Source organism: Marimonas lutisalis (genome assembly GCF_005434965.1).
GTDB lineage: Bacteria > Pseudomonadota > Alphaproteobacteria > Rhodobacterales > Rhodobacteraceae > Marimonas_A > Marimonas_A lutisalis.
Genome location: NZ_SKCI01000001.1, coordinates 1,542,321 through 1,562,319, shown reverse-complemented (window position 1 = coordinate 1,562,319; position 19,999 = coordinate 1,542,321). Strand labels below are relative to the sequence as shown.

At 64.2% G+C, this 19,999-nt stretch carries 19 protein-coding genes; 4 read left to right on the top strand and 15 right to left on the bottom strand.

Annotated elements, in window-relative coordinates; translation table 11 throughout:
* Positions 1–19: 19 nt before the first annotated feature.
* Positions 20–814, top strand: coding sequence for an NAD-dependent epimerase/dehydratase family protein (locus E0501_RS07460; protein WP_137700671.1), 795 nt, complete (start codon positions 20–22; stop codon positions 812–814).
* On the opposite strand, the gene E0501_RS07455 is transcribed toward E0501_RS07460, so the two are convergent.
* The 9 genes from E0501_RS07455 to E0501_RS07415 all read right to left on the bottom strand — a co-directional run bounded on the left by E0501_RS07455 (position 802) and on the right by E0501_RS07415 (position 10,476).
* Positions 802–1,692, bottom strand: a complete 891-nt coding sequence (locus E0501_RS07455; RefSeq protein ID WP_137700670.1) for a DMT family transporter — start codon at positions 1,690–1,692, stop codon at positions 802–804. The genes E0501_RS07460 and E0501_RS07455 overlap by 13 nt on opposite strands.
* Before the next feature lie 3 nt (positions 1,693–1,695).
* Positions 1,696–2,421 carry an SDR family oxidoreductase gene (locus E0501_RS07450; protein ID WP_137700669.1) on the bottom strand — a complete coding sequence of 242 codons (726 nt, stop codon included), beginning with the start codon at positions 2,419–2,421 and terminating at the stop codon, positions 1,696–1,698.
* Positions 2,418–3,308 (bottom strand): NAD(P)-dependent oxidoreductase, encoded by an 891-nt coding sequence (locus E0501_RS07445; RefSeq protein WP_137700668.1) that lies wholly within the window; start codon positions 3,306–3,308, stop codon positions 2,418–2,420. Before E0501_RS07445 ends, E0501_RS07450 begins: the two co-directional genes overlap by 4 nt.
* Positions 3,309–3,320: 12 nt before the next feature.
* Positions 3,321–4,385 (bottom strand): Gfo/Idh/MocA family protein, encoded by a 1,065-nt coding sequence (locus E0501_RS07440; RefSeq protein WP_235857766.1) that lies wholly within the window; start codon positions 4,383–4,385, stop codon positions 3,321–3,323.
* Positions 4,382–5,872: a UxaA family hydrolase gene (locus tag E0501_RS07435; RefSeq protein ID WP_137700667.1), complete on the bottom strand. Its 1,491-nt coding sequence runs from the start codon at positions 5,870–5,872 to the stop codon at positions 4,382–4,384. Before E0501_RS07435 ends, E0501_RS07440 begins: the two co-directional genes overlap by 4 nt.
* A 27-nt stretch (positions 5,873–5,899) precedes the next feature.
* Positions 5,900–6,850, bottom strand: a complete 951-nt coding sequence (locus E0501_RS07430; RefSeq protein ID WP_137700666.1) for a phytanoyl-CoA dioxygenase family protein — start codon at positions 6,848–6,850, stop codon at positions 5,900–5,902.
* Between the two features lie 109 nt (positions 6,851–6,959).
* A complete protein-coding gene (locus E0501_RS07425) occupies positions 6,960–8,555 on the bottom strand; it encodes a TRAP transporter large permease (RefSeq protein WP_137700665.1) in 1,596 nt (531 codons plus the stop codon).
* Between the two features lie 3 nt (positions 8,556–8,558).
* Positions 8,559–9,368, bottom strand: a complete 810-nt coding sequence (locus E0501_RS07420; protein WP_137700664.1) for a TRAP transporter small permease subunit — start codon at positions 9,366–9,368, stop codon at positions 8,559–8,561.
* Positions 9,369–9,462: 94 nt separating this feature from the next.
* Complete coding sequence (locus tag E0501_RS07415; protein WP_137700663.1) at positions 9,463–10,476, bottom strand: TRAP transporter substrate-binding protein; 1,014 nt, start codon at positions 10,474–10,476, stop codon at positions 9,463–9,465.
* A gap of 198 nt (positions 10,477–10,674) precedes the next feature.
* On the opposite strand from E0501_RS07415, the gene E0501_RS07410 reads away from it, so the two are divergent.
* Both E0501_RS07410 and E0501_RS07405 read left to right on the top strand, forming a co-directional pair.
* On the top strand, positions 10,675–11,367 hold the full coding sequence (locus tag E0501_RS07410) for a GntR family transcriptional regulator (RefSeq protein WP_137700662.1): 693 nt from the start codon (positions 10,675–10,677) through the stop codon (positions 11,365–11,367).
* 27 nt (positions 11,368–11,394) lie between these two features.
* Positions 11,395–12,240 (top strand): fumarylacetoacetate hydrolase family protein, encoded by an 846-nt coding sequence (locus tag E0501_RS07405; protein WP_137700661.1) that lies wholly within the window; start codon positions 11,395–11,397, stop codon positions 12,238–12,240.
* A 45-nt stretch (positions 12,241–12,285) separates the two neighbouring features.
* On the opposite strand, the gene E0501_RS07400 is transcribed toward E0501_RS07405, so the two are convergent.
* From E0501_RS07400 to E0501_RS07390, 3 genes are read right to left on the bottom strand one after another with little or no spacing between them, the layout of a single operon-like run.
* A complete protein-coding gene (locus E0501_RS07400; RefSeq protein WP_137700660.1) occupies positions 12,286–13,038 on the bottom strand; it encodes an SDR family NAD(P)-dependent oxidoreductase in 753 nt (250 codons plus the stop codon).
* A gap of 10 nt (positions 13,039–13,048) precedes the next feature.
* A complete protein-coding gene (locus tag E0501_RS07395) occupies positions 13,049–14,092 on the bottom strand; it encodes a transketolase family protein (protein WP_137700659.1) in 1,044 nt (347 codons plus the stop codon).
* A complete protein-coding gene (locus E0501_RS07390; RefSeq protein WP_137700879.1) occupies positions 14,089–14,859 on the bottom strand; it encodes a transketolase in 771 nt (256 codons plus the stop codon). Before E0501_RS07390 ends, E0501_RS07395 begins: the two co-directional genes overlap by 4 nt.
* A gap of 254 nt (positions 14,860–15,113) precedes the next feature.
* On the opposite strand from E0501_RS07390, the gene E0501_RS07385 reads away from it, so the two are divergent.
* Complete coding sequence (locus tag E0501_RS07385; protein WP_137700658.1) at positions 15,114–16,460, top strand: NAD(P)H-dependent oxidoreductase; 1,347 nt, start codon at positions 15,114–15,116, stop codon at positions 16,458–16,460.
* A gap of 40 nt (positions 16,461–16,500) precedes the next feature.
* On the opposite strand, the gene E0501_RS07380 is transcribed toward E0501_RS07385, so the two are convergent.
* Genes E0501_RS07380 through E0501_RS07370 form a run of 3 tightly spaced genes read right to left on the bottom strand, consistent with a single transcriptional unit; the run spans position 16,501 to position 19,972 of the window.
* Positions 16,501–17,349 (bottom strand): phosphogluconate dehydrogenase C-terminal domain-containing protein, encoded by an 849-nt coding sequence (locus E0501_RS07380; protein ID WP_137700657.1) that lies wholly within the window; start codon positions 17,347–17,349, stop codon positions 16,501–16,503.
* Between the two features lie 11 nt (positions 17,350–17,360).
* On the bottom strand, positions 17,361–18,725 hold the full coding sequence (locus E0501_RS07375) for a four-carbon acid sugar kinase family protein (protein WP_235857765.1): 1,365 nt from the start codon (positions 18,723–18,725) through the stop codon (positions 17,361–17,363).
* Complete coding sequence (locus tag E0501_RS07370; protein ID WP_137700656.1) at positions 18,722–19,972, bottom strand: ribulose-bisphosphate carboxylase large subunit family protein; 1,251 nt, start codon at positions 19,970–19,972, stop codon at positions 18,722–18,724. Before E0501_RS07370 ends, E0501_RS07375 begins: the two co-directional genes overlap by 4 nt.
* Positions 19,973–19,999: the final 27 nt, after the last annotated feature.

The following is a 19,999-nucleotide window of genomic DNA, read 5'->3' as shown; positions in this document are numbered from 1 at the left end:
TGGCAGAGGAGGCACGACAATGCAGCAGGTGGTAATGACAGGGGCCTCGGGCGGGATCGGTACGCTGTTGCGGCCGATGCTGCACGAATTGAAGGTCACCATGCGGCTCAGCGATGTCAGCGAGCCGGACATGCCGCGCGCCGATGGCGAAACCTGGGTCATGGGCGATCTGACCGATCCGGCCGCCGTCGCCCGGATCGTCGAGGGCTGCGACGCGATCCTGCATTTCGGCGGCATCTCGACCGAGAACCGCGCCGAGCTGATCCACGAGGTCAACGTCAAGGGCACCTACAACGTCTACGAAGCCGCGCGGAAGGCGGGTGTAAAGCGCATCCTCTTTGCCAGTTCCAACCACGCCATCGGGTTTCACCCGCGCGAAAATCGCATCGACGCCGATGCCGAAATCCTGCCGGACAGCATCTATGGCGTGTCGAAAGCCTATGGCGAGGCGTTGGCGAAATACTACTGGAAGAAATTCGGCATCGAGAGTCTGATCGTGCGGATCGGATCGCTTTTTCCGGAACCGAAAGACCGCCGCATGATGGCCACCTGGATGAGCGACCGCGACATGCTGCGCCTGATCGAACGGATGCTCTTTTCTCCGCGCCTTGGCTGCCCGGTCGTCTACGGTGTCTCGGACAACCGCGAAAGCTGGTGGGACAATGGCAAGGCGGCCTATCTCGGCTGGCAGCCGCAGGACAGTTCCGAACAGTTCGCGGCCAAGTTCGCCGATTTCGAACCGGATGATCCCAATGATCCGGCGGTGAAATACCAGGGCGGTGGGTTCGCCAAGGCCGGCCATTACGAGGACTGAGCCTTGGCGCGCTCACGCTGCCAGATATAGAGCCCTGAGGCGATAATGATCGCGCCGCCGCCCAGCGTCCAGACAGTGGGCCAGGTATCGAAAACCAGAATGCCCGCCAGCGCCGCCAGAAAAACCTGGATATAGATCACCGGCGCCAGGATCGACGCATCCGCCCAGCGGTGCGCAATCACCGCCGCGATATGGCCCGAGGCGCCGAATACGCCGATCATGCCGAACATCACCCATTGCAATGGATGCGACGGCCACGCCCAGCCGGGAATGACAAAGGGCAAGAGCGCAAGGGCGGCCACGAAACTGGCCCAGATCTGCTGGGTCGAATTGCCCTCCAGCCCGGCCAGCATCCGCGTCATGATGAAATACATCGACGCCATGCACAGCGCGCCGAGGCTGAAAAACATCGCTGGATGAAACTCGGCCCCCCAAGGCTGCATCACCACCAGCACACCCGCGAACCCTGTGCAGACCGCCGCGATGCGGCGCAGCCCAACCCTTTCGCCCAGCATCGGGATGGCCAGCAAGGTCACCACGATGGGCCCTGAAAACATGATCGTTGTTGTCACCGTGATCGGCAGGTGGTTCAGTGCCTGGAAATTTAGGACCGTGCTGCCCAACAGGAAAAACGAGCGCAGCAATTGCAGGAACGGCCGGTTCGAGCGGAACACCTGCAGCCCTTCCTGCGGCAGGTATATCGCCAGCGCGACGATGAAATGGCCGAAATAGCGCGCGAACACCACCTGTAGCACCGGAAGCCCGCCTAGGATCAGCCACTTGGCGGTGGTGTCGATGCAGGTAAAGCCGACCACGGCCAGCGCCATCATCATCACGCCGGCAGCGGTACGCTCCTCTCTGGGTTTCGCGATTGCCATGGCTCAGCCCGTGGCCCACCCCCCGTCGATCACATGCGCCTGTCCGGTCGTGAACGCGCTTTCGTCCGAGCCGAGGTAGATGGCGAGTTGCGCGATTTCTTCGGCCGTGCCGATCCGGCCCATTGGCTGGCGCGCGACAAAGGCATTGTAGGCGGCCTCGTAATCGCCCATCGCGCGCAACCGGTCATGCAGCGAGGGGCTGTCGACCGTGCCGGGGCAGATCGCGTTCACCCGGATACCGTGCGTGACATAGTCGAGCGCCACCGATTTCGTAAGCCCGATCACGGCGGCCTTCGACGCGCCATAGATGCAGCGGTTGGGCGCGGCGACGATCGAACTGGCCACCGAGGCGATATTGACGATCGATCCGCCGCCGCGCTCGATCATGCCGGGCAGGGCGGCCTGCATGGCGTGGAACTGCGACCGCACGTTCAGGCCGAAGGCGAAATCGAACTCGTCGTCGGTGGCCTCCAGGATGGTGCCGGAATGCACGAAGCCCGCGCAATTGACCAGGATGTCGGGCCGTGCCGCCTCGATCGTCCGCCGCAGCACCGCCTTGTCGGTCACGTCGAGGGCAAAGGTCTCCGCGCCTTCCAGCCCCTCCAGCAGGTCGGCGTTCAGGTCCGTCGCCGTCACCGCCGCGCCTTCGCGGGCATAGGCCTCGGCAATCGCGCGGCCGATCCCTTGGCCCGCGGCGGTGATGAAGGCACGCTTGCCGGTCAGTCTCATGGTTTCTCTCCCAGGTGTCTTGCCATCCAGTCGACCATCTGCGGCACCATCAGATCGCCATCGCCGCCATCGCGGGCCTCGCGCAGCGTGGCAAGGGCCGCGCCCGACATCCGGCTATGGCGCTCCAGATCGGCGGTCATCTGCGCGTAATACCCCACATCCTTGGCCGCGTTGGCCACCGAAAAGGCCAGGTCGATCTGGCCCTCGGTAGCGTAGTTGCGGATGAAATCCATCATGCCCGAATGGTTGGGGCCGGCGGCCAGAACCTCGTAAAGCGCCTGCCGCTCGATCCCCGAGGCATCGGCCACGGCAAAGGCTTCCGACATCGCCATCGCCGTGGTCATGGCGTAGAAATTGTTGATCAGCTTGATCGTGTGGCCATTGCCCAGCTTGCCCAGGTGAAAGACGTTTTCGCCCAGCACATCCAGAACCGGCTTCACCCTGTCAAAGGCGGCCTTGTCGCCCGCGCCCATGATGTTGAGCTTGCCGTCCTTCGCATGCGCCGGCGTCCGCCCCAGCGGCGCATCCAGATAAGCGGCCCCCTTGTCGGCCATATCCGCCCCGATCTTCAGGGTCGAGGCGGGCAGGGACGTGCCGAAATCGATCACCACCAGCCCCTCGCGCGCCGCGGCCAGGACGCCGTCATCTCCATAAATGCGGGCTTCCACCTGCTCCGAGGTGCCGACACAGATCATCACGATGTCGCTCGCCTCGGCCAGGTCGCGGGCTGTACTGGCCTCGGTAGCGCCACGCGCCACCGCTTCCTCGATCCCGCTGCGGTCACGGTGGCCCAGCACCGTCACGCCATAGCCCGCGCCCTGCAGGCATTCCACCATCGCCCGGCCCATAAGGCCCAGGCCAATAAATCCGATACGGGGTTTCGTCATGTCTTCCTCCTGTCAGACGCCGCTGTAATCGCCCGGCACGGCCCCGCGGGCCACCGGTGCGCCCTGTCGCGCAGACAGGGCGACGGCGAGTGTCATTTCCAGCGCATCGAGCCCGTCCTGCCCAGTGCACAGCACGTCATCTGCGCCGCCCGCGACAACCCGCGCGAAGCGTTCGATCTGCTCCAACAACGGATCGACCCGGTCAAAGCTCTGACCCTCGCGGCGACGCAGCGGTTTGCTCCACTCGATCTCCCCCGGTGCCGACCGCCCCCAGAAGGTCAGCGATGGAAAGGCCAGCGCGCCCTCGGTGCCGACAAAGCGCAGGTAATCCTCGCCCGATGCGGCAATCGCCGGGTTCTCGCCACTCGCCGCCTCGAAAGCCCAGGGCGACGCGCCGGCATCCGACATCAGAAACGATCCCAGCGCGCCATTGTCGAAGCGCAGGGAAATCGCCGCGCTGTCCTCGATCTCGAACCCGCGCCGCGCCGAAGAGATCAGCGCGGTCGCTTCGGTCACCCGTCCAAAGAGAAAGCCCAAAAGGTCGATTTCATGGCTGAGATTGGTCAGCAGCGGCCCGGCACCGGGCTGTGTGCGCCACGGCACATCATAGTATGTGTCGTGCTTGCGCAATGACCACAGGCCCTGCACGCCCACCGGCGCCCCGATCTGCCCAAGGGCATCCCGGGCCGACAGCGAAAACGGATGACAGCGGCGATGATGCCCGGTGAAAAGCGGCAGGTCCGCGGCCTCGGCCGCCGCGATCAGTGCGCGTGCCGCATCCAGGGTCTCGGCCAGCGGTTTTTCCGCGATCACCGGCCAGCCGCGCTCAAGCGCCGCCCGGGTCGAGGCCAGATGCGCGGGCGTCGGCGTCGCGACGATGGCCGCTCGGGTTCGGTCCGGCACATCCCCGACCGATGTCACGACAGGCAGGCCCATATCCCGCAGGTCCTTCTGCCGCGTCTCATCGGGCTCGACGATCGCGGTCAACTCGATCCGGGGCGAAACGGCCGAAACCTCGGCATGGCGCAGGCCGATCACGCCGCCGCCGATCACGCAAAGGGGCAGGGGGGTGGTCACATCACGGCTCCGATCTGCCACGGCACGAACTCGTAGTCGCCCAGGCCCTGCGCTTCGGATTTCGACGCCTCGCCCGAGGCCATGCGCAGCCACATCTCGTAGATTTCGCGGCCCACCTCTTCGACACTGGCATCGCCTGTCAGGATACGACCCGCGTTGATGTCCATGTCCTCGGTCATGCGTTCGTACATCTCGGTGTTCGTGGCCACTTTCATCGACGGGCTCGGCTTCGCACCAAAGGCCGATCCGCGCCCGGTGGTAAAGCACACAAGATTGCAGCCGCTGGCGATCTGGCCGGTCACGCTGGCCGGGTCGTAGCCGGGGCTATCCATGAAGGTGAACCCCTTTGCGGTCACCGGCTCGGCGTATTTGTAGACACCGGTCAGAGGCGTGGTGCCCCCCTTGGCCGCGGCGCCCAGAGATTTTTCCAGGATCGTGGTCAGCCCACCCTTCTTGTTGCCGGGGCTGGGGTTGTTGTCCATGCTGCCGTGGTTGCGCGCGGTATAATCCTCCCACCAGCGGATCAGGCCAATCAGCTTTTCACCCACCTCGGGGCTGACGGCACGGGCGGTCAGCAGGTGCTCGGCGCCATAGATCTCGGGCGTCTCCGCCAGAACCCCTGTGCCGCCCTGCGCCACAAGCAGGTCGCAGGCATGCCCAACAGCCGGGTTGGCGGTGATCCCCGACCATGCGTCCGAGCCACCGCATTGCAACGCCACCATCAACTCCGAGGCCGGACACTCCTCGCGCTGCGCCTGGTTCACGATCGGCAGCATCGCCTCGATCTTCTTGATGCCCAGCTCGACGGTCTTGCGCAGCCCGCCCACATCCTGGATGTTCATCGCCTGGAAAAGCGGCCCCGGCGTCAGGCCATAGGCCTCGACCAGCCAGTCGATCTGGTTCATCTCGCAGCCCAGCCCGGCCATCAGAACTCCGCCCACGTTGGGGTTTCGGGCATAGCCCCACATCACGCGTTGCAGCGCCTCGAACCCGTCGCCCGATCCGGCCATGCCACAGCCCGTGCCATGCACGAAGGCGACCACGCCATCGACGTTCGGGTAGGGCGCCAGAACCTCGGGCGTGAAATGATCCGCGATCATGCGCGCGGCGGTGGCCGAACAATTCACCGAGGTCAGAACCGCGATATAGTTTCGCGTGCCCACCTGGCCCGTGGCGCGCCGATAGCCCATGAACGTGTCTTGCTTTGCGGCAGGGGCGACGGGGCGCAGATTAGTGCCGAACTCGTATTCGGCCTCCACATTGCGAAATTCAAGGTTGTGCGTGTGCACATGCGCGCCCGCCGGAATATCCTCCGAGGCATAGCCGATCACCTGCGCGTATTTCCGCACTGCTTCGCCCCTGGCAATAGGCTGCGTGGCCATCTTGTGGCCGCGCGGGATCAGTTGGGTTGCGCCGTCATCTCCGGCCTGAAGCTGGGTGACGGCGGTAACGACATTGTCGGCATCTGACAGGCGGACGGTTTTCATGGCGGTATTTCCGGCTTGGGGGGGTGGTCAGGCGCAGGCTGGGCTGTCGCCCGTCCAGCGGTGAATGGGAATATGCGGCGCGCCCGACAGGCGCGCGCGGGCCGCAACCCACAGATCGCGCCAATCGCGCCAGTCTGTCAACGCGGTCTCGGGGTTTGCCCGCGAGCGGGCGACGAATTCGGGGAAATGACCGCGCCCAGTGGGCTGTCCGGTCACGTTGAAGCGGATGTCGAAGGACCAGCGGAACCGGTCCGAGAGATTGGCGAGCGATGCATGCGGCGTCAGCGGATGGAAAATGACCGCGCCGCCCGCCTTGACGGGCAGCGGCACGGCCTTTGCCGGATCAATGAACCCGTCGGCGATGGCGGTCTGCGTCTTGGGGCAATGCGGATACATCTGCGGCTTGCCCGGGATCACCTGCAGGCAGCCGTTCTCGACCGTCGCATCATTCATCGCCAGCCAGACCGTCACCATCTGCGTGTTGTCGCCCTCCTCATGCGCCACCGCCTTGTCCTGGTGCCAGTCGGTGCCGCCGATATGGGCGCGGATTTCGCCGTCTCGCAGCCGGGGCACCGGCGGCTTCAGGCGCACGTGCTGAATCGGGTTCGAGGTGATCTCGGGCCCAATCAGGTCTTCGACAAGGTCCAGAAGGTGCGAACAGGTGATCATCTCGAACACCGCCGGGCCGAAGTGAAACGGCGTCTCCGGCGTGATCTCGTCGCCCGGCAGGGAAATGTCCATCGGCTGGAACCAGTCGCATCCGGCCTCGTAGCTGACCAGGAGCTTGTCCCAGAAATCCATCCCCTCGGGTGCGGGTACGCGGCCTTCGGCATGCCAGGCCGAATACAGCCCGTCGAGCAGGCTCTCGTATTCGGCCTTCACCCCGTTCAGTACCTGCGGCGGCAGAACATCCGGTACGACCAGAACACCGTTCGCGTTGAACGCGTCGATCTGATCCCGGGTCAGGAAAAGGGCCATGTGTCATGCCTCTTGCGACAACACCGGCCCGCTCATTCACACTGGCGACTGTCCGTGCCGGAGGGTTGAGAAAAGCCCGGGGCGGCAACCGCCCCGGAACAGCGCTGCCTTACAGGAACAGCGTAATGATAGGCGGCCAGATCAACAGCACCGACAGCGCCAGCAGCTGCAGCACGATGAATGGCAGGAAGCCGCGGAAGATTGCCGTCAGCGAGATATGCGGTGGCGCCACCGACTTCAGGTAGAAGGCCGCGGGGCCAAAGGGCGGCGACAGGAAGCTGACCTGCATGTTCATGCAGAAGACCACGCCGAACCAGATCGGGATGTAGCGTGCGTCGATCGACCCCAGCCAGCCGATTTCCTCGGCCGGAAGCCGCACGACGATCGGCAGGAAGACCGGCATGATCAGCAACACGATGCCGATCCAGTCCATGAACATCCCCATGATCAGGAAGATCACCATCATCACCAGGATCACGCCCATCGTCGGCAGGTCCGATCCCACGATCATGTTGGCCACGTAGGTGGGCCCGCCCGCCAGCGTGTAGGCCGCGGCCAGCGCGGCGGCGCCGATCGTCACCCAGATGATCGTCCCGGTCGATCGCAGGGTCCGCATCAGGCTGTCCCAGACGATCTCGAAGGTCATTTCCCGGCGGATCAGGCCGATGACGAACACCGCCACCACGCCCATGCCCGCGGCCTCGGTGATGCCGGTGATCCCGCCATAGATCGAGCCCAGAACAACCCCGATTACCACGATAGGCGCGATCAGGCCCTTGCCCATTTCCCAGCCCTTGGCGGTGCGTTCCTTGCCGGCGACGAACACCATGAGAACGGCGAAAAGCGCAAAGAAACCCACCAGCCACGGTATGTCGGCCACCATGCCCAGGAAGATCGGATCGACCCCTTCGGTCACAGCATTCGCGCCCGTCACGGTAAAGAACAGCGCGCGCAGCATCAGCGCGCCGACGATCCACATGCCGAACCGCGATACGAAGCCGAGAAACATCAGGCCTTTCTCTGCCCCTTTCGGGGCATTCGGATCTTCCTCGGGCAGCGGCGCCAGCGACGGGTTCAGCCGCGTGCGAATGATGATGTAGAGGATGAAGAACGAAGCCAGCATGAACCCCGGCAGGAACGACGCGGTGAACAGCGCCTTGATCGAGGTCTCGGTTACAAGACCATAGAAGATCAGCACGATCGAGGGCGGGATCATCGTGCCCAGGCTGCCGCTTGCGCAGATCGTGCCGATGGCAAGGTTCTGGTTGTACCCCAGCCTCAGCATCTGGGGCAGGGCGATAAGCCCCAGAAGAACCACCTCACCGCCGATGATGCCAGACATGGCCGCCATGATCACCGCCATGATCGAGGTGACGATGGCGATACCGCCGCGGGTGCGCGACAGCCATTGATTTAGAGAGTTGTACATGTCCCGCGCGATGCCGGATCGCTCCAGCAGCGCGGCCATGAATATGAATAACGGCACGGATATCAGGACATAGTTCGTCATCTGCCGATAAACGGCCTGCCCCAGAACCGAGAAGGGGCCCTGTCCGAAGGTCCTGAACAGGATGTCGAAATCGAATTTCAGGATCAGGGTGACCACGGCCAGGAAGGCCGAGGCAAACCCCAGGGGCATCCCGATGGCGAGCAATGCGAACATCGCCAGGAGGATGATAAGGCTCAGTGTGCCGATATCGACCATGGCTTACTTCTCCTCCAGCGTGCGGCGAATGTTTTCGATCTCGGTCTCGTCGATATCCTCGATGCCCTTGTGATGTTCGGGCAGCTTGTTCCAGTCGGCGATCAGGTTCGAGATCGCCTGGATGGTTACCAGCAGGATAATGACAAGGATGGCCGGTTTGACCGTGCCGGGAATGGGCGGATCCCATGCCGTGCCAAAGGTCTCCATACGCATCATGCGTCGGATCGCATCGTTATAACCGCCCCAGACGAGGGCGAAGAAAAAGCCGCAGATCAGGCCCACCGAAATCACGTCGGCGGTCTTCTGCATCCATCGCGGCATGATGTCATAGATCACGTAGATCCGGATATGGCTGCGCTGCTGCATCGCGTATTGTCCCGCCAGCAGGAACACGAACGCTGCGATCCACAGCGAAAGCTCGTTGGCCCATAGCGTCGGGCGCGAGAACACGTAGCGCGAGACGACCTCGTAAAACATCACGATCACGATTAGCGCGACCGCGATCATGGCCAGCCGCGAACACACCAGGGACACGATGTCGAAGAATCCATCGGCCTGGGGTTCAATCTCGCCCTTTGTGTCCGACAGGTATAGCGAGGCGAAAAACAGGCTTGCCGCGATGCTCAGCAACATCAGCCAGACCAACGGCCGGCCTTGCGGGCGGATCATCTCGTGCATGCCAATGGCATCTGCGCTGATAAGCTGGTTCGCCACCAGCCAGACGAACAAGATGATGGTCAGGCCGGTAAAGCCGATCATCGCCTTTTTCACAGGTTGTCTAAGACGCCCCAGCCACAGGCTTTCCTGTTGCATACTCCGCCTCCCCCCGTTTCTTTGGAAAAAATCGGCGAGCCCCGATAGGGACCCGCCGGATGCTGTCACAAGGACAAGCGCACAGTCCTGCGGATCATTCGATCAGGCCGAGCTGCTTCATGTATTCCTTGTGGCTGGCCAGGATCGCACCGGCCTCGGGTGAACGCGTGCCCCAGTCATCCCACGCGGCCTGCGCGGCCTTGCGGAACTCGGCACGGTCGGCCGACGACCAGTTGTACAGCGTCACGCCTTCCGACTGCAGCTTGGCCGCGGCCTCGGCATTGGCCTTTTCGTTGTAGAGCGCGATCTGGAAGCTCAGCTTCTGCCAGGCGGTGTCGATGATCCGGCGATGCTTATCGCTCAGGCCTTCCCAGACGGCCTGGTTGCAGGCCAGGTGGTCCGACGGCATCGAGTGGAAGCCGGGATAGGTGGCGTGCTTGACGATGTCGTAAAGGCCAAGACCCACGTTGTTGGCCAGGCCCGAGGCGTCAGCCCCGTCGATGATGCCGGTTTCCAGCGCGGTGAAGATCTCTGTAAAGTCCATCACGATGGGCGAGGCGCCCAGCTTCTCGAAGATCTCGGTTTCCATGCCCGGGGGCGAACGGAACTTCCAGCCTTTCAGGTCTTCGAAACCGGCAATCGGCTTCGACGAGCTGAGCGATTCCTGGCCATAGATCGACCAGCCGATCAGCTGCATGCCCTGCGCGTTGTAAAGCTGCTGCGCCGCGTCGTAACCGCCGCCGTGATAGAGCCAGCTATATTGCTGCCAGGGGGTTTCATACCCGCCCATGATGTCACCGACGAACTGGAACGCGGGGTTCTTGCCGGTCTGGTAGGCGCCGCCGGTGGCGTCGCAGTCGACGATGCCGTTGATCGCGGCGTCGAAGGTCTCCGTCGTGGCCACGACCGAGGACGAATAGAACATTTCAATGGCGATCTCGCCGCCCGACATGGTCTGCACATCGTCGATGAACGTGGCCAGGCGCTGGCCGGTTGGGTGCTCGGTGGCATAGTGCGTTTGAATGCGCAGCGTGACGTCCTGCGCCACGGCGGGCACCGCGATCACGCTTGCAACAGCCGCGGTTTTCAGAATCGAGGTAAGTTTCATGTAATTCCTCCCTTGTCAGGCGCGTGGCCCATTAAGTGGCGCGCCCTCCACGCGCCAGATGGTATACCATCCTGCCGGGACGCTAGCGAAAGCAATCTCGACAATCAACGTTTTTTTGGTATACCAAATCCAGGTTGCCGGGCCGGACGCCTTAGGATCGGGCTTTTCGGCAGTTGGGCCCACAACCGAGAGTGCTCTATGACAGACCAGACCCTGCCTGATCAGATTGCCCAAACTCTGCGCCGCGACATCCTGCGCGGCAAGCTGGCGCCGGGCGATTCGATCAAGGAGCGTGACAATGCCGCCGAAATGGGTGTCAGCCGCACACCGATGCGCGAAGCAATCCGCATCCTGGCGAAAGAGGGGCTCGTCATCCTGCGTCCCTCGCGCAGCCCGATCGTCGCCAGCCCGAGCCTGCAGGAAATCACCGACAACATCGAGGTGCTGTCCTGTCTCGAACTGAAATCTGCGCAGCTCGCCTGCGAACGCGCAACCGATGACGAGTTGCAGGAAATCCAGCGCATTCAGCAGCATATGGAAGCCGTCTATGACACGGTCGATCCCATCGACGTGTTCGAGATCGACATGAGTTTTCACATCGCCATCGCCCGGGCCTCGCACAACCCGTCCATGGCCGAGGCGCATAACGCCTTTCTTTCCCGTCTGTGGCGTGCGCGCTATCTCTCGGCGATCCGCAAACGCTCGCGCGACAGGGTGCTTTCACAGCACCGCGCCATCGTCGCCGGCCTTCTGTCGCGCGATCCCGAGGCCGTGACCCGCGAAATCGGAAGTCACCTTGAACATCTGGTCATAAACGTGCAGCACCGTTTCGAAGAGGATGGGCTGTTGCCGGAGGCGACTGAACCGGAAGCCGTTCCCGAAAAAACATGAGATAAATCAACGCGAAGGAAGCCAAAGATGAAGTTGTTGCGTTACGGCCCGGCCGGGGCCGAGAAAACAGGTGTCCTCGATGACGAGGGCCGCGTCCGCGATCTGAGCGCGCATGTCCCTCACCTCGCCGGGGCGGCGGTTTCACACGTTGCGCTCGAACAGCTGCGTGCGCTCGACCTGTCCGACCTGCCGCTTGTGGAAACCCCCGGACGTATCGGCGCCTGCCTGGCCTCGGTGCCGAATTTCTATTGTATCGGGCTGAACTACGCCAAACACGCCGCCGAAACCGGCGCCGAACCTCCGAAAGAGCCGATCCTCTTCTCCAAGGCCAGCTCGGCGCTCTCCGGCCCGTTCGATCCGGTGGTCATTCCCCGCGGCTCCGAAAAGGCCGACTGGGAGGTCGAACTGGGCGTCGTCATCGGGCGCGAGGCCTCGTACGTCTCCGAGGCTGACGCGCTCGACTATGTTGCGGGCTATTGCGTGATCAACGATGTCTCCGAGCGGTCGTTCCAGATGGATCGCGGCGGTCAATGGATCAAGGGCAAATCGGCCCCCACCTTCGGGCCCACCGGCCCCTGGCTCGTCACCGCAGACGAGGTGTCCGATCCCCAGGCGCTTGGTCTGTCGCTCGATCTCAACGGCGAGACGGTGCAGGACAGCTCCACCGACGACATGATCTTCTCGGTGCGCGAGATCATCAGCCACATGAGCCAGTTCTTGAAGCTGATGCCGGGCGATGTCATCGCGACGGGCACACCCTCCGGGGTCGGTCTGGGCATGACGCCGCCGCGCTTCCTGAAGCCCGGCGACGTCATGACGGTCCGGGTCGAAGGACTGGGCGAGCAACGCCAGAAGGCCGTGGCCGCCGATTGATCCACGGGTCGCCCCCGCAATGCGGGGGCGGTCCCTTTTGGGCGGTCAGTGGATCAGTGATCCGCCGTTCACGTCGACTTCCGATCCGGTGACATAGGCCGCCAGGTCCGACGCCAGGAAAAGGCAGCAGCCCGCCACGTCCGAGGCCTCGCCCGCGCGGCCCATCGGGATGCCGTCCAGGATCATCGTCATCATCTCATCCGTCAGCATGCCGCCGGTGATGTCGGTGGCGATGAATCCCGGGCAGACCGCGTTGGAACGCACCCCATCGGGGGCCAGCTCGCGTGCCATCGCCTTGGTCAGGCCCAGGATGCCCGCCTTCGCCGCCGAATAGTGCGGGCCGCCGAAAATGCCGCCGCCGCGCTGCGCTGAAACCGACGAGATGTTGACGATCGAACCAGTTTTGCGCTCGCGCATATGCGGGATGATCGCCTGGCTCATGTACAGCGTGCCGCGCAGGTTCACGTCCAGCACGGCATCGTAATTTTCGGGCTCGATATCCATGATCTTCAGCGGCTGGGTAATGCCGGCGTTGTTGACCAGGATATCGGCCTGCCCAAAGGCATCCAGCACCGCCGCGACCGCGTCGACACAGGCCCATTTGTCGGTGACATCGCAGGCCAGGCCAATATGCGCGTCACCGATATCCGCGGCGGCTTTCTTGGCCGCGCCTTCGTCAAGGTCGAGAATGGCCACGCGCGCGCCATGCGCGGCAAAGAGCGAGGCCGTCGCCTTGCCCAAGCCCCGCGGCGAGGCCGCGCCGGTCACGATGGCAGTCTTGCCTTCCAGCAGTTTCATCAGGTTCTCCTCACAGCCATGATTTGATCGAGGCCATAACGGCCTCCACGGACAGTCCGTATTGGTGATGCAGCGTCGGCAGCGCGCCGGCATCCAGAAACTCGTCGGGCAGGCCGATCTGGCGGAACGGCACATGCACGCCCGCGCGCATCAGCGCGCCCGCTACCGCCTCGCCCAGGCCGCCGATCACCGTGTGATTTTCCGCCGTCACCACCAGCCGCCCCGATTTCGCGGCCTCGGCGGCAATGGTGTCCACGTCCAGCGGCTTGATCGTCGGCACGTGCAGCACCGCACAATCCACGCCATCGGCGGCCAGCTTCTCGGCCGCGTCCAGCACCCGCATCGTCATGAAGCCCGACGAAATGAACAGCACGTCGCGCCCGTCGCGGATCGTCTGCGCCTTGCCCAGCTTGAACCGGTAACCATAGCGCCCCAGCACGTCGGGCACCTTGCCGCGCAGAAGGCGCATGTAGACCGGGCCGGGATGGTCGGCGATAGCATGGGTCGCCTGCGCCGTTTCCACCGCATCGCAGGGGTCGACGATGGTCAGGTTCGGCATTCCGCGGAAAATCGCGATATCCTCGGTCGCCTGGTGGCTGGGGCCATACCCGGTGGTCAGGCCAGGCAAGGCACAGCAGATCTTGACCGGCAGGTTTTCCTCAGCAATCGCCATGGCGATGAAATCATAGGCCCGGCGCGAGGCGAAAACGGCATAGGTGGTGGCAAAGGGCGTGAACCCCTCGCGCGCCAGCCCCGCCGCGGCCGAAATCATCACCTGCTCGGCCATGCCCATCTGGTAAAACCGGTCGGGATAGGCGTTGGCGAAAACATGCATGTCGGTGTATTTCGACAGGTCCGCCGACAGGCCAACGATATCTTCGCGGGTTTTCGCAAGCTCGCACAGCGCCTCGCCAAAGGGCGCCGCGATCGTCTCGCGCCCTTCCGCATCGAGCGAGGCAATCATCGCCGAGGTGCGCGCGCCGTCATTGGCGGCCTTGCGCGGGGTGTATTTCGACTTGCGCCGCGAATGGGCGCCGAACGGGACATCACTCATTGCGGCTTCTCCTCGTCCAGAATGGCCAGTGCCTTTTGCCATTCGTCCGGCTCGACCCGGATGAAATGCGTGATTTCCCGCTCTTCCAGGAACGGGATGCCTTTGCACATTTTGGTATTGCAGATGATCACACGCGGCCGCGCGCCCTCGTGGCGTCTCGCGGTGTCGAAGGCCGCGACCAGAGCGTCCAGGTCATTGCCGTCCACCTCCTGCGCGTGCCAGCCAAAAGCTTCCCACTTGGCGGCTTCGGGCGTCCGGGCCAGCGCCTCGCGCGTGGGTCCGTCCGCCTGCTGGTTGTTGAAGTCGACCACCGCGATCAGGTTGTCCAGCTTCCACTGCACCGCCGACATCACCGCCTCCCAGGTCGAGCCTTCGCCCAGTTCCCCATCCGACAGCATGTTATAGACGAAGGCCGGGTTGCCTTTGCGCTTCAGCCCCATCGCCGCGCCCACCGCGATGCCCAGCCCGTGGCCCAGCGATCCGCCGGTAATCTCCATCCCCGGCGTATAGGACGCCATGCCGGACATCGGCATGCGTGAATCGTCCATCCCATAGGTGGCGATCTCGTCCTCGGGCAGGATGCCAGCCTCGATCATCGCCGCGTACAGCGCGATGGCGTAATGCCCGATCGACAGGTAGAACCGGTCCCGACCTTCCCATTCAGGCTCTTCCGGACGATAGGTCATGGCGTGAAAATGCGTCACGGCCAAGAGATCGGCCGCCCCCAGTGCCTGGCCGATATAGCCCTGTCCCTGGACCTCGCCCATCAACAGCGCATTGCGCCGGATCGCCCACGCGCGCTGCGCAAGACTGACATTCGAGCCTGATTGCCGTACCAAGGTTCGCCTCCCGGGAAATCTTGTCTCTTCACAATGATCACTCGCGCGCACGGGGTCGTTATGCAACGTTGAATTCTTAACCACTTCGTTAGAATTACTAAAATGTTTTCGCACAGAAACCGGTGGCCGCTGCAACACGCGGCTGCCTATCCTGCGCATGAACCCATGGCGGAGGAGCAGGGATGAATCTTTCAGCAATGTTGGCGCAGCGGAATGCCGAAGGGCGCCCGGTGCGCGTCGGCCTCATCGGCGCGGGCAAGTTCGGCTCGATGATCCTGGCCCAGGCCAAGTGCATCCCCGGCTACCATGTCGCCGCGATCGCCGATCTGGATCTCGGCCGCGCGCGCGAGTCGCTAGCGCGGGTCGGCTGGCCCGAGGACCGCTACGGCGCCGCGTCTGTCTCTCACGCGCTTGACGCCGGCACCACCCACCTGACCGAAGACGCGCAGGCGCTCTGCGCCGCAGACGGCATCGAATGCGTGGTCGAGGCCACCGGCCACCCGATCGCGGGCATCCGGCACGCCATGGCGGCAATCGACGCGGGCAAGCACGTGATCATGGTCAATGTCGAGGCCGATGTGCTCTGCGGCGCGCTCCTGGCCGAACGCGCGCGGCAAAAAGGCGTGGTCTATTCCATGGCCTATGGCGATCAGCCCGCCGCGATCTGCGAACTGGTCGACTGGGTGCATGCCTGCGGCTTTGAACTGGTCGCTGCCGGCAAGGGCATGAACTTCGCGCCGCCTTACCGCTATTCCACCCCCGATACGGTCTGGGGTTTCTTCGGCTGGAGCGACGAGGAAGTCGCCGCCGGCGACTTCAATCCGAAAATGTACAATTCCTTCACCGATGGCACCAAGGCCGCGATCGAAATGGCGGCGGTCGCCAATGCCACCGGCCTCGATTGCCCCGATGACGGGTTGGCCTTTCACCCCAGCGGGCTGCAGGACCTGGCCGAGGTGTTCAAACCCGCCAGCGACGGCGGGCAACTGGCGCGGCCCGGCCTTGTCGATATCGCCGCCAGCCGCGAACCCGATGGCCGTGTCGTGCTCAACAACATCCAGTATGGCATGTTCGTCACCTTCCGCGCGCCCGATGAATACACCCGGGCGTGTTTCCAGCAATACGGGCTCCTGACCGACAAGTCGGGCTGGTACGGCTCGATGTGGCGGCCCTTCCACCTGATCGGGCTGGAAACCAGTGTCTCGGTCCTCTCGGCCTGCCTGCGCGGCGAGGCGACAGGCTCCTCCACACGCTACCGCGCCGATGCGGTCGCCACCTCGAAGGGCGATTTCGCCGCCGGCGACTATCTCGATGGCGAAGGCGGCTTCAAGGTCTGGGCCAAGGCGATCCCGGCGGCGCAATCCGTGGCGCGCAACGCGCTGCCCATCGGCCTGGCACATCACGTGAAACTCAAACGCCCGATCCAGCGCGACCAGGTGGTCAGCTTCGACGATGTCGAGCTGACCGACGATCTCGACATCGTCGAGATGCGCGAGGAGCAAAAACGCCTGCTCGACAGCGCCACCTGACACACCCGGCCCCGTCACAGGGCCGGGCAACGGTGCGTGCTCAGGCGTTTTCGGGGTTGCAGATATCCGCGACCGATTTCCTGACCGCGTTCAGGTTGAACACGTCGTCCAGCCAGTTTTCGCGGAAGATCACCGATTTCGCCTTGTCGATCGCCAGCAGCGCACCATCTGAAAACTTGCCTTCGGGGAAAATGCCAAAGGCGATCGCCAGCTCGATCTTCAGGTGGCCGAGTATGAAATCATGTGCGGCCGCTTCCGGCACGCCCATTGAAATCGCGCGGTCCGTGGCCTCGCGCAGCGCCAGCGCAAAGGTCGCGCCCACGGTTTCCGACAGGGCCGGCTCCAGCACGGCAATGTCCTGCAAGGTGCAGCGATGCGACCGCGCCACCGGGCCATAGATGATCTTCGCCACTTCCTCGCAGAGCGCGTAATGTTCTTCCGACCCCTGGATCAGCGCGCAGACAATGCCCTGCGGCCCGTGGATGCCGCCGAAATAGTCGCGCTGCGCCTCCACGTCCGGCGTCACCTCGAAAATGTTGGGGTGGCAGGGATGGGTGCAGAAATAGGTCACGTCCCCGCGCTCGGGCATCTCGCCGGCAAAGGGGGCGGCCGCATCCAGCACGATCAGCGCGGCACCGGGTTTCACCTTGTCGATGAAGGTGTGCGCGATCTTGCCGATCAGCCGGTCGGGCACCGCCATCACGATCACGTCCGCATCGGCCAGCGCGGCATCCTGCGCCACCGCGTTGACACCCACCTCGGCTTTCAGCCGCGCGCGGCCTTCGTCTGAGATTTCCACGTGGTCCACCTCGAAACGCGAGGGTTTCAGGTTCTGCGCCAGGCGCACACCCATTTTTCCGCCTGCGCCCAGCAATGCAATCTTGGTCATGTCGTTCTCCTTCATGCAGCGCCACCGCCGCGTTTGATCCAGCCGAAGTAATCCAGGCTTCCCATCTGCCCGCCTTTCAGCGCGATTTGCAGGCCATCCAGCGCGGGATTGTCGGAATAGGCCGTCAACAACGCCGCGCCGGGTATGGTCGGCGCCAGCGCGGTAAAGGCGTAGATCCCCAATTCGCGCGCCGCGTGCCCTGACGTGTCGCCGCCCGAAATCACCGCGCGTTTGATCGCGAATTTTTCGATGCAGTCCTTCAGCAACCGGCCCAGCAGACGGCCCAGCCGCGCATTGGCGGACTCCATCGTGGTCCCGCTTCGCTCCACCGCTGCGCGTATCCGCGCCACCGACGGGTCATCCGGCCCCCGCGCCGTACAGATCAGCACATCGCGCCCGGCTTCGACGGCGCGGAAAACTTTCAGGGCAAAGGCCTCCAGATCGGCGGCGTCGGCCTCATCAACCGCCAGCACCGGGTCCAGATGGAACAGCGCAAACCCGTTTGCCTCGGCCCAGTCGATCTGCGCCGCTGTGGTGGGCGAAACCGAACCCGACACCGCCACGATCTGATCGACAGGGCCGGCGCCCGCGGTCTGGTCCGCGCCCTGCAACAGCCCCGCCGCGCGCCAATGCGCAACCAGCGCATATTCCACCCCTTGCGATCCCGCGGCAAAGGTCTGGCCTGTGCCGTCGTTCCAGATCAGCGCGCCGTTTTCCCGCATATGCGCCTGCGTCATCGCATCAAGCGTGACCACCTGTGCCCCCGCCGCGCGTTCCCGTGTCAGGGCGGTAGCTGGATCGCGCTCGAGGTCCTCGATGGTGATCGCGCCGAACCGTTTGTCGGTCTGCGCCGACAGGTGCCGGCCCACATCCGCTTCGCCCATCGGCGTAACCGGGTGGCGGGCCATCACCGGATGCCGGTCCACCCGGTAGACGCCACCGCCCGCTGCGGCAAACAGATTGCCGAAAATCTGGTAGCGCCGCATCACCGGCGCCGCGACCAGGAAGGGCACCAGATCTGTGCCGATCACCCGCGCGCCGATGTCGATCGCCTTGCCGATCGAGCCGACATGCGGCGCGCTGTCGAGGGTCGAGCAGACCTTGTAATGCACCACCGGTGCGCATGTTTCGCGCAGGAAGTCGAAGGCGGGCGGCAGCTGTGCTTCCATCCATTCCGGGCCATGGCTGCGCGCCGTGCTGGCAATGCCCGCCGCGCGGATATCTGGGAATCGCGCCAGCATCTCGAGCGTCGGGATGTTCTGAAACAGGACCGATGGAACGCCGGCAAAGGCCAGCACCTCCATCGTCGCGGCCGAACCGGTGAAATCGTCACCATACCAGCCGACGAGTATGCCTTCTGGCAGGCGCGGGCTCACCTGTAGGTCTCCAGCGCCCGGGCGAGGGCCGGGTGGGTCTTTGCGTAATCCTCGGCCGCGATGCCGGCCATTGCCGCGTCCCAGGCATCGCGAAGGCTCTGCACACCGGCCGCTGGGCCATCGGGGTGGCCCATGATCCCGCCGCCAGCCGCGTAAATGCAATCGGCGCTGCCCAGCCTCCGATAGGTGTCCGGCGGCTGCGCGGCGGTCTGGCCCGAGGAAAAGACCGGCATCGGAATGCAGGGCTTGTCGCCAAATAGCGGCTCCAGCAGCGACCGGGCCGAGGCCATCACGCTGTCGTCGCTTTCGCTGAACTTGTTGCGCAGCCCGTTCACATGCATGTGGTCTGCCCCCGCCAGGCGCCACAGCTTCGACCACGCCGGATAGGACCAGCCCAGCATCGGCGCCCGAGACAGCGCCCCCCATCCGTTGCGATGGGCATGGATCGGCAGCTCGGAATGGCGCGCAAGCGCCAGAAGGCCGCTCAGCCCGATGGAATTCAGGCTGACCATCACGCAGGTGCCGCCCAAATCGCGCACCAGATCATGCCGGCGCCGCATATCGTCGATCTCGCCGGTCAGGTTGAACGCATACATCACCTTCCTGCCGGTCTTGTCGGCCCGCGCGTTCAGCACCTCCATCACCGCGCGGGCGCGCGCCTCGAACGGGCAGGCGGGGCCATCGGCCTGCAACTCGTCATCCTTGATAAAGTCGATCCCCGCGCCGGCCAGCTCTCCGGCCAGATCCGCCGTGGCCTCGGGCGACAGCCCCACGCTCGGCTTGATAATCGTCCCGATCAGCGGCCCGCTCTCAACGCCGGCCAGCCGTCTTGTGCCATCGATGCCGAATTTCGGGCCCGGGCCGGCGGCGGCAAAACTGCCGGGCAGGCGGATATCCTCCAGCCGCAACCCGGAAAACTCGCGCAGCTCAAAGAGGTTGCCGCCCAGCGTGGCCATCAGGTTGGGCAGGTCCGGGCCGATGTTGTCCACCGGCCACGAAAGCGTCACCTGCGCCCGGCGGTATCCTTGCCCCTGGTCCGGCGTAACGCAGGGCAGGGACGGCGCGCCCACACTTTCCAGCTCCTCCAACCGCTCCACCCGCGCGGCCGACCGCTCTCGCAGTTCCTCCGTCTCGCCCGGCAGCTTCACGAAGGTCCCCGAGGATTGCTCGCCCGCCATCACCTCGGCCGCGCGGGCCGGGTCCAGCGGCGTTTCAATCGTGTAATCGGCTTCGATGCGCGTGCTCATCTGGCCTCTCCCGGCTTGGTCCTCGGC

Coding starts and splice junctions, on each gene's coding strand:
- E0501_RS07460 (WP_137700671.1), top strand. CDS start 20: ATGCAGCAGGTGGTAATGACAGGGGCCTCGGGCGGGATCGGTACGCTG.
- E0501_RS07455 (WP_137700670.1), bottom strand. CDS start 1,692: ATGGCAATCGCGAAACCCAGAGAGGAGCGTACCGCTGCCGGCGTGATG.
- E0501_RS07450 (WP_137700669.1), bottom strand. CDS start 2,421: ATGAGACTGACCGGCAAGCGTGCCTTCATCACCGCCGCGGGCCAAGGG.
- E0501_RS07445 (WP_137700668.1), bottom strand. CDS start 3,308: ATGACGAAACCCCGTATCGGATTTATTGGCCTGGGCCTTATGGGCCGG.
- E0501_RS07435 (WP_137700667.1), bottom strand. CDS start 5,872: ATGAAAACCGTCCGCCTGTCAGATGCCGACAATGTCGTTACCGCCGTC.
- E0501_RS07430 (WP_137700666.1), bottom strand. CDS start 6,850: ATGGCCCTTTTCCTGACCCGGGATCAGATCGACGCGTTCAACGCGAAC.
- E0501_RS07425 (WP_137700665.1), bottom strand. CDS start 8,555: ATGGTCGATATCGGCACACTGAGCCTTATCATCCTCCTGGCGATGTTC.
- E0501_RS07420 (WP_137700664.1), bottom strand. CDS start 9,368: ATGCAACAGGAAAGCCTGTGGCTGGGGCGTCTTAGACAACCTGTGAAA.
- E0501_RS07415 (WP_137700663.1), bottom strand. CDS start 10,476: ATGAAACTTACCTCGATTCTGAAAACCGCGGCTGTTGCAAGCGTGATC.
- E0501_RS07410 (WP_137700662.1), top strand. CDS start 10,675: ATGACAGACCAGACCCTGCCTGATCAGATTGCCCAAACTCTGCGCCGC.
- E0501_RS07405 (WP_137700661.1), top strand. CDS start 11,395: ATGAAGTTGTTGCGTTACGGCCCGGCCGGGGCCGAGAAAACAGGTGTC.
- E0501_RS07400 (WP_137700660.1), bottom strand. CDS start 13,038: ATGAAACTGCTGGAAGGCAAGACTGCCATCGTGACCGGCGCGGCCTCG.
- E0501_RS07395 (WP_137700659.1), bottom strand. CDS start 14,092: ATGAGTGATGTCCCGTTCGGCGCCCATTCGCGGCGCAAGTCGAAATAC.
- E0501_RS07390 (WP_137700879.1), bottom strand. CDS start 14,859: ATGGGCGAGGTCCAGGGACAGGGCTATATCGGCCAGGCACTGGGGGCG.
- E0501_RS07385 (WP_137700658.1), top strand. CDS start 15,114: ATGAATCTTTCAGCAATGTTGGCGCAGCGGAATGCCGAAGGGCGCCCG.
- E0501_RS07380 (WP_137700657.1), bottom strand. CDS start 17,349: ATGACCAAGATTGCATTGCTGGGCGCAGGCGGAAAAATGGGTGTGCGC.
- E0501_RS07370 (WP_137700656.1), bottom strand. CDS start 19,972: ATGAGCACGCGCATCGAAGCCGATTACACGATTGAAACGCCGCTGGAC.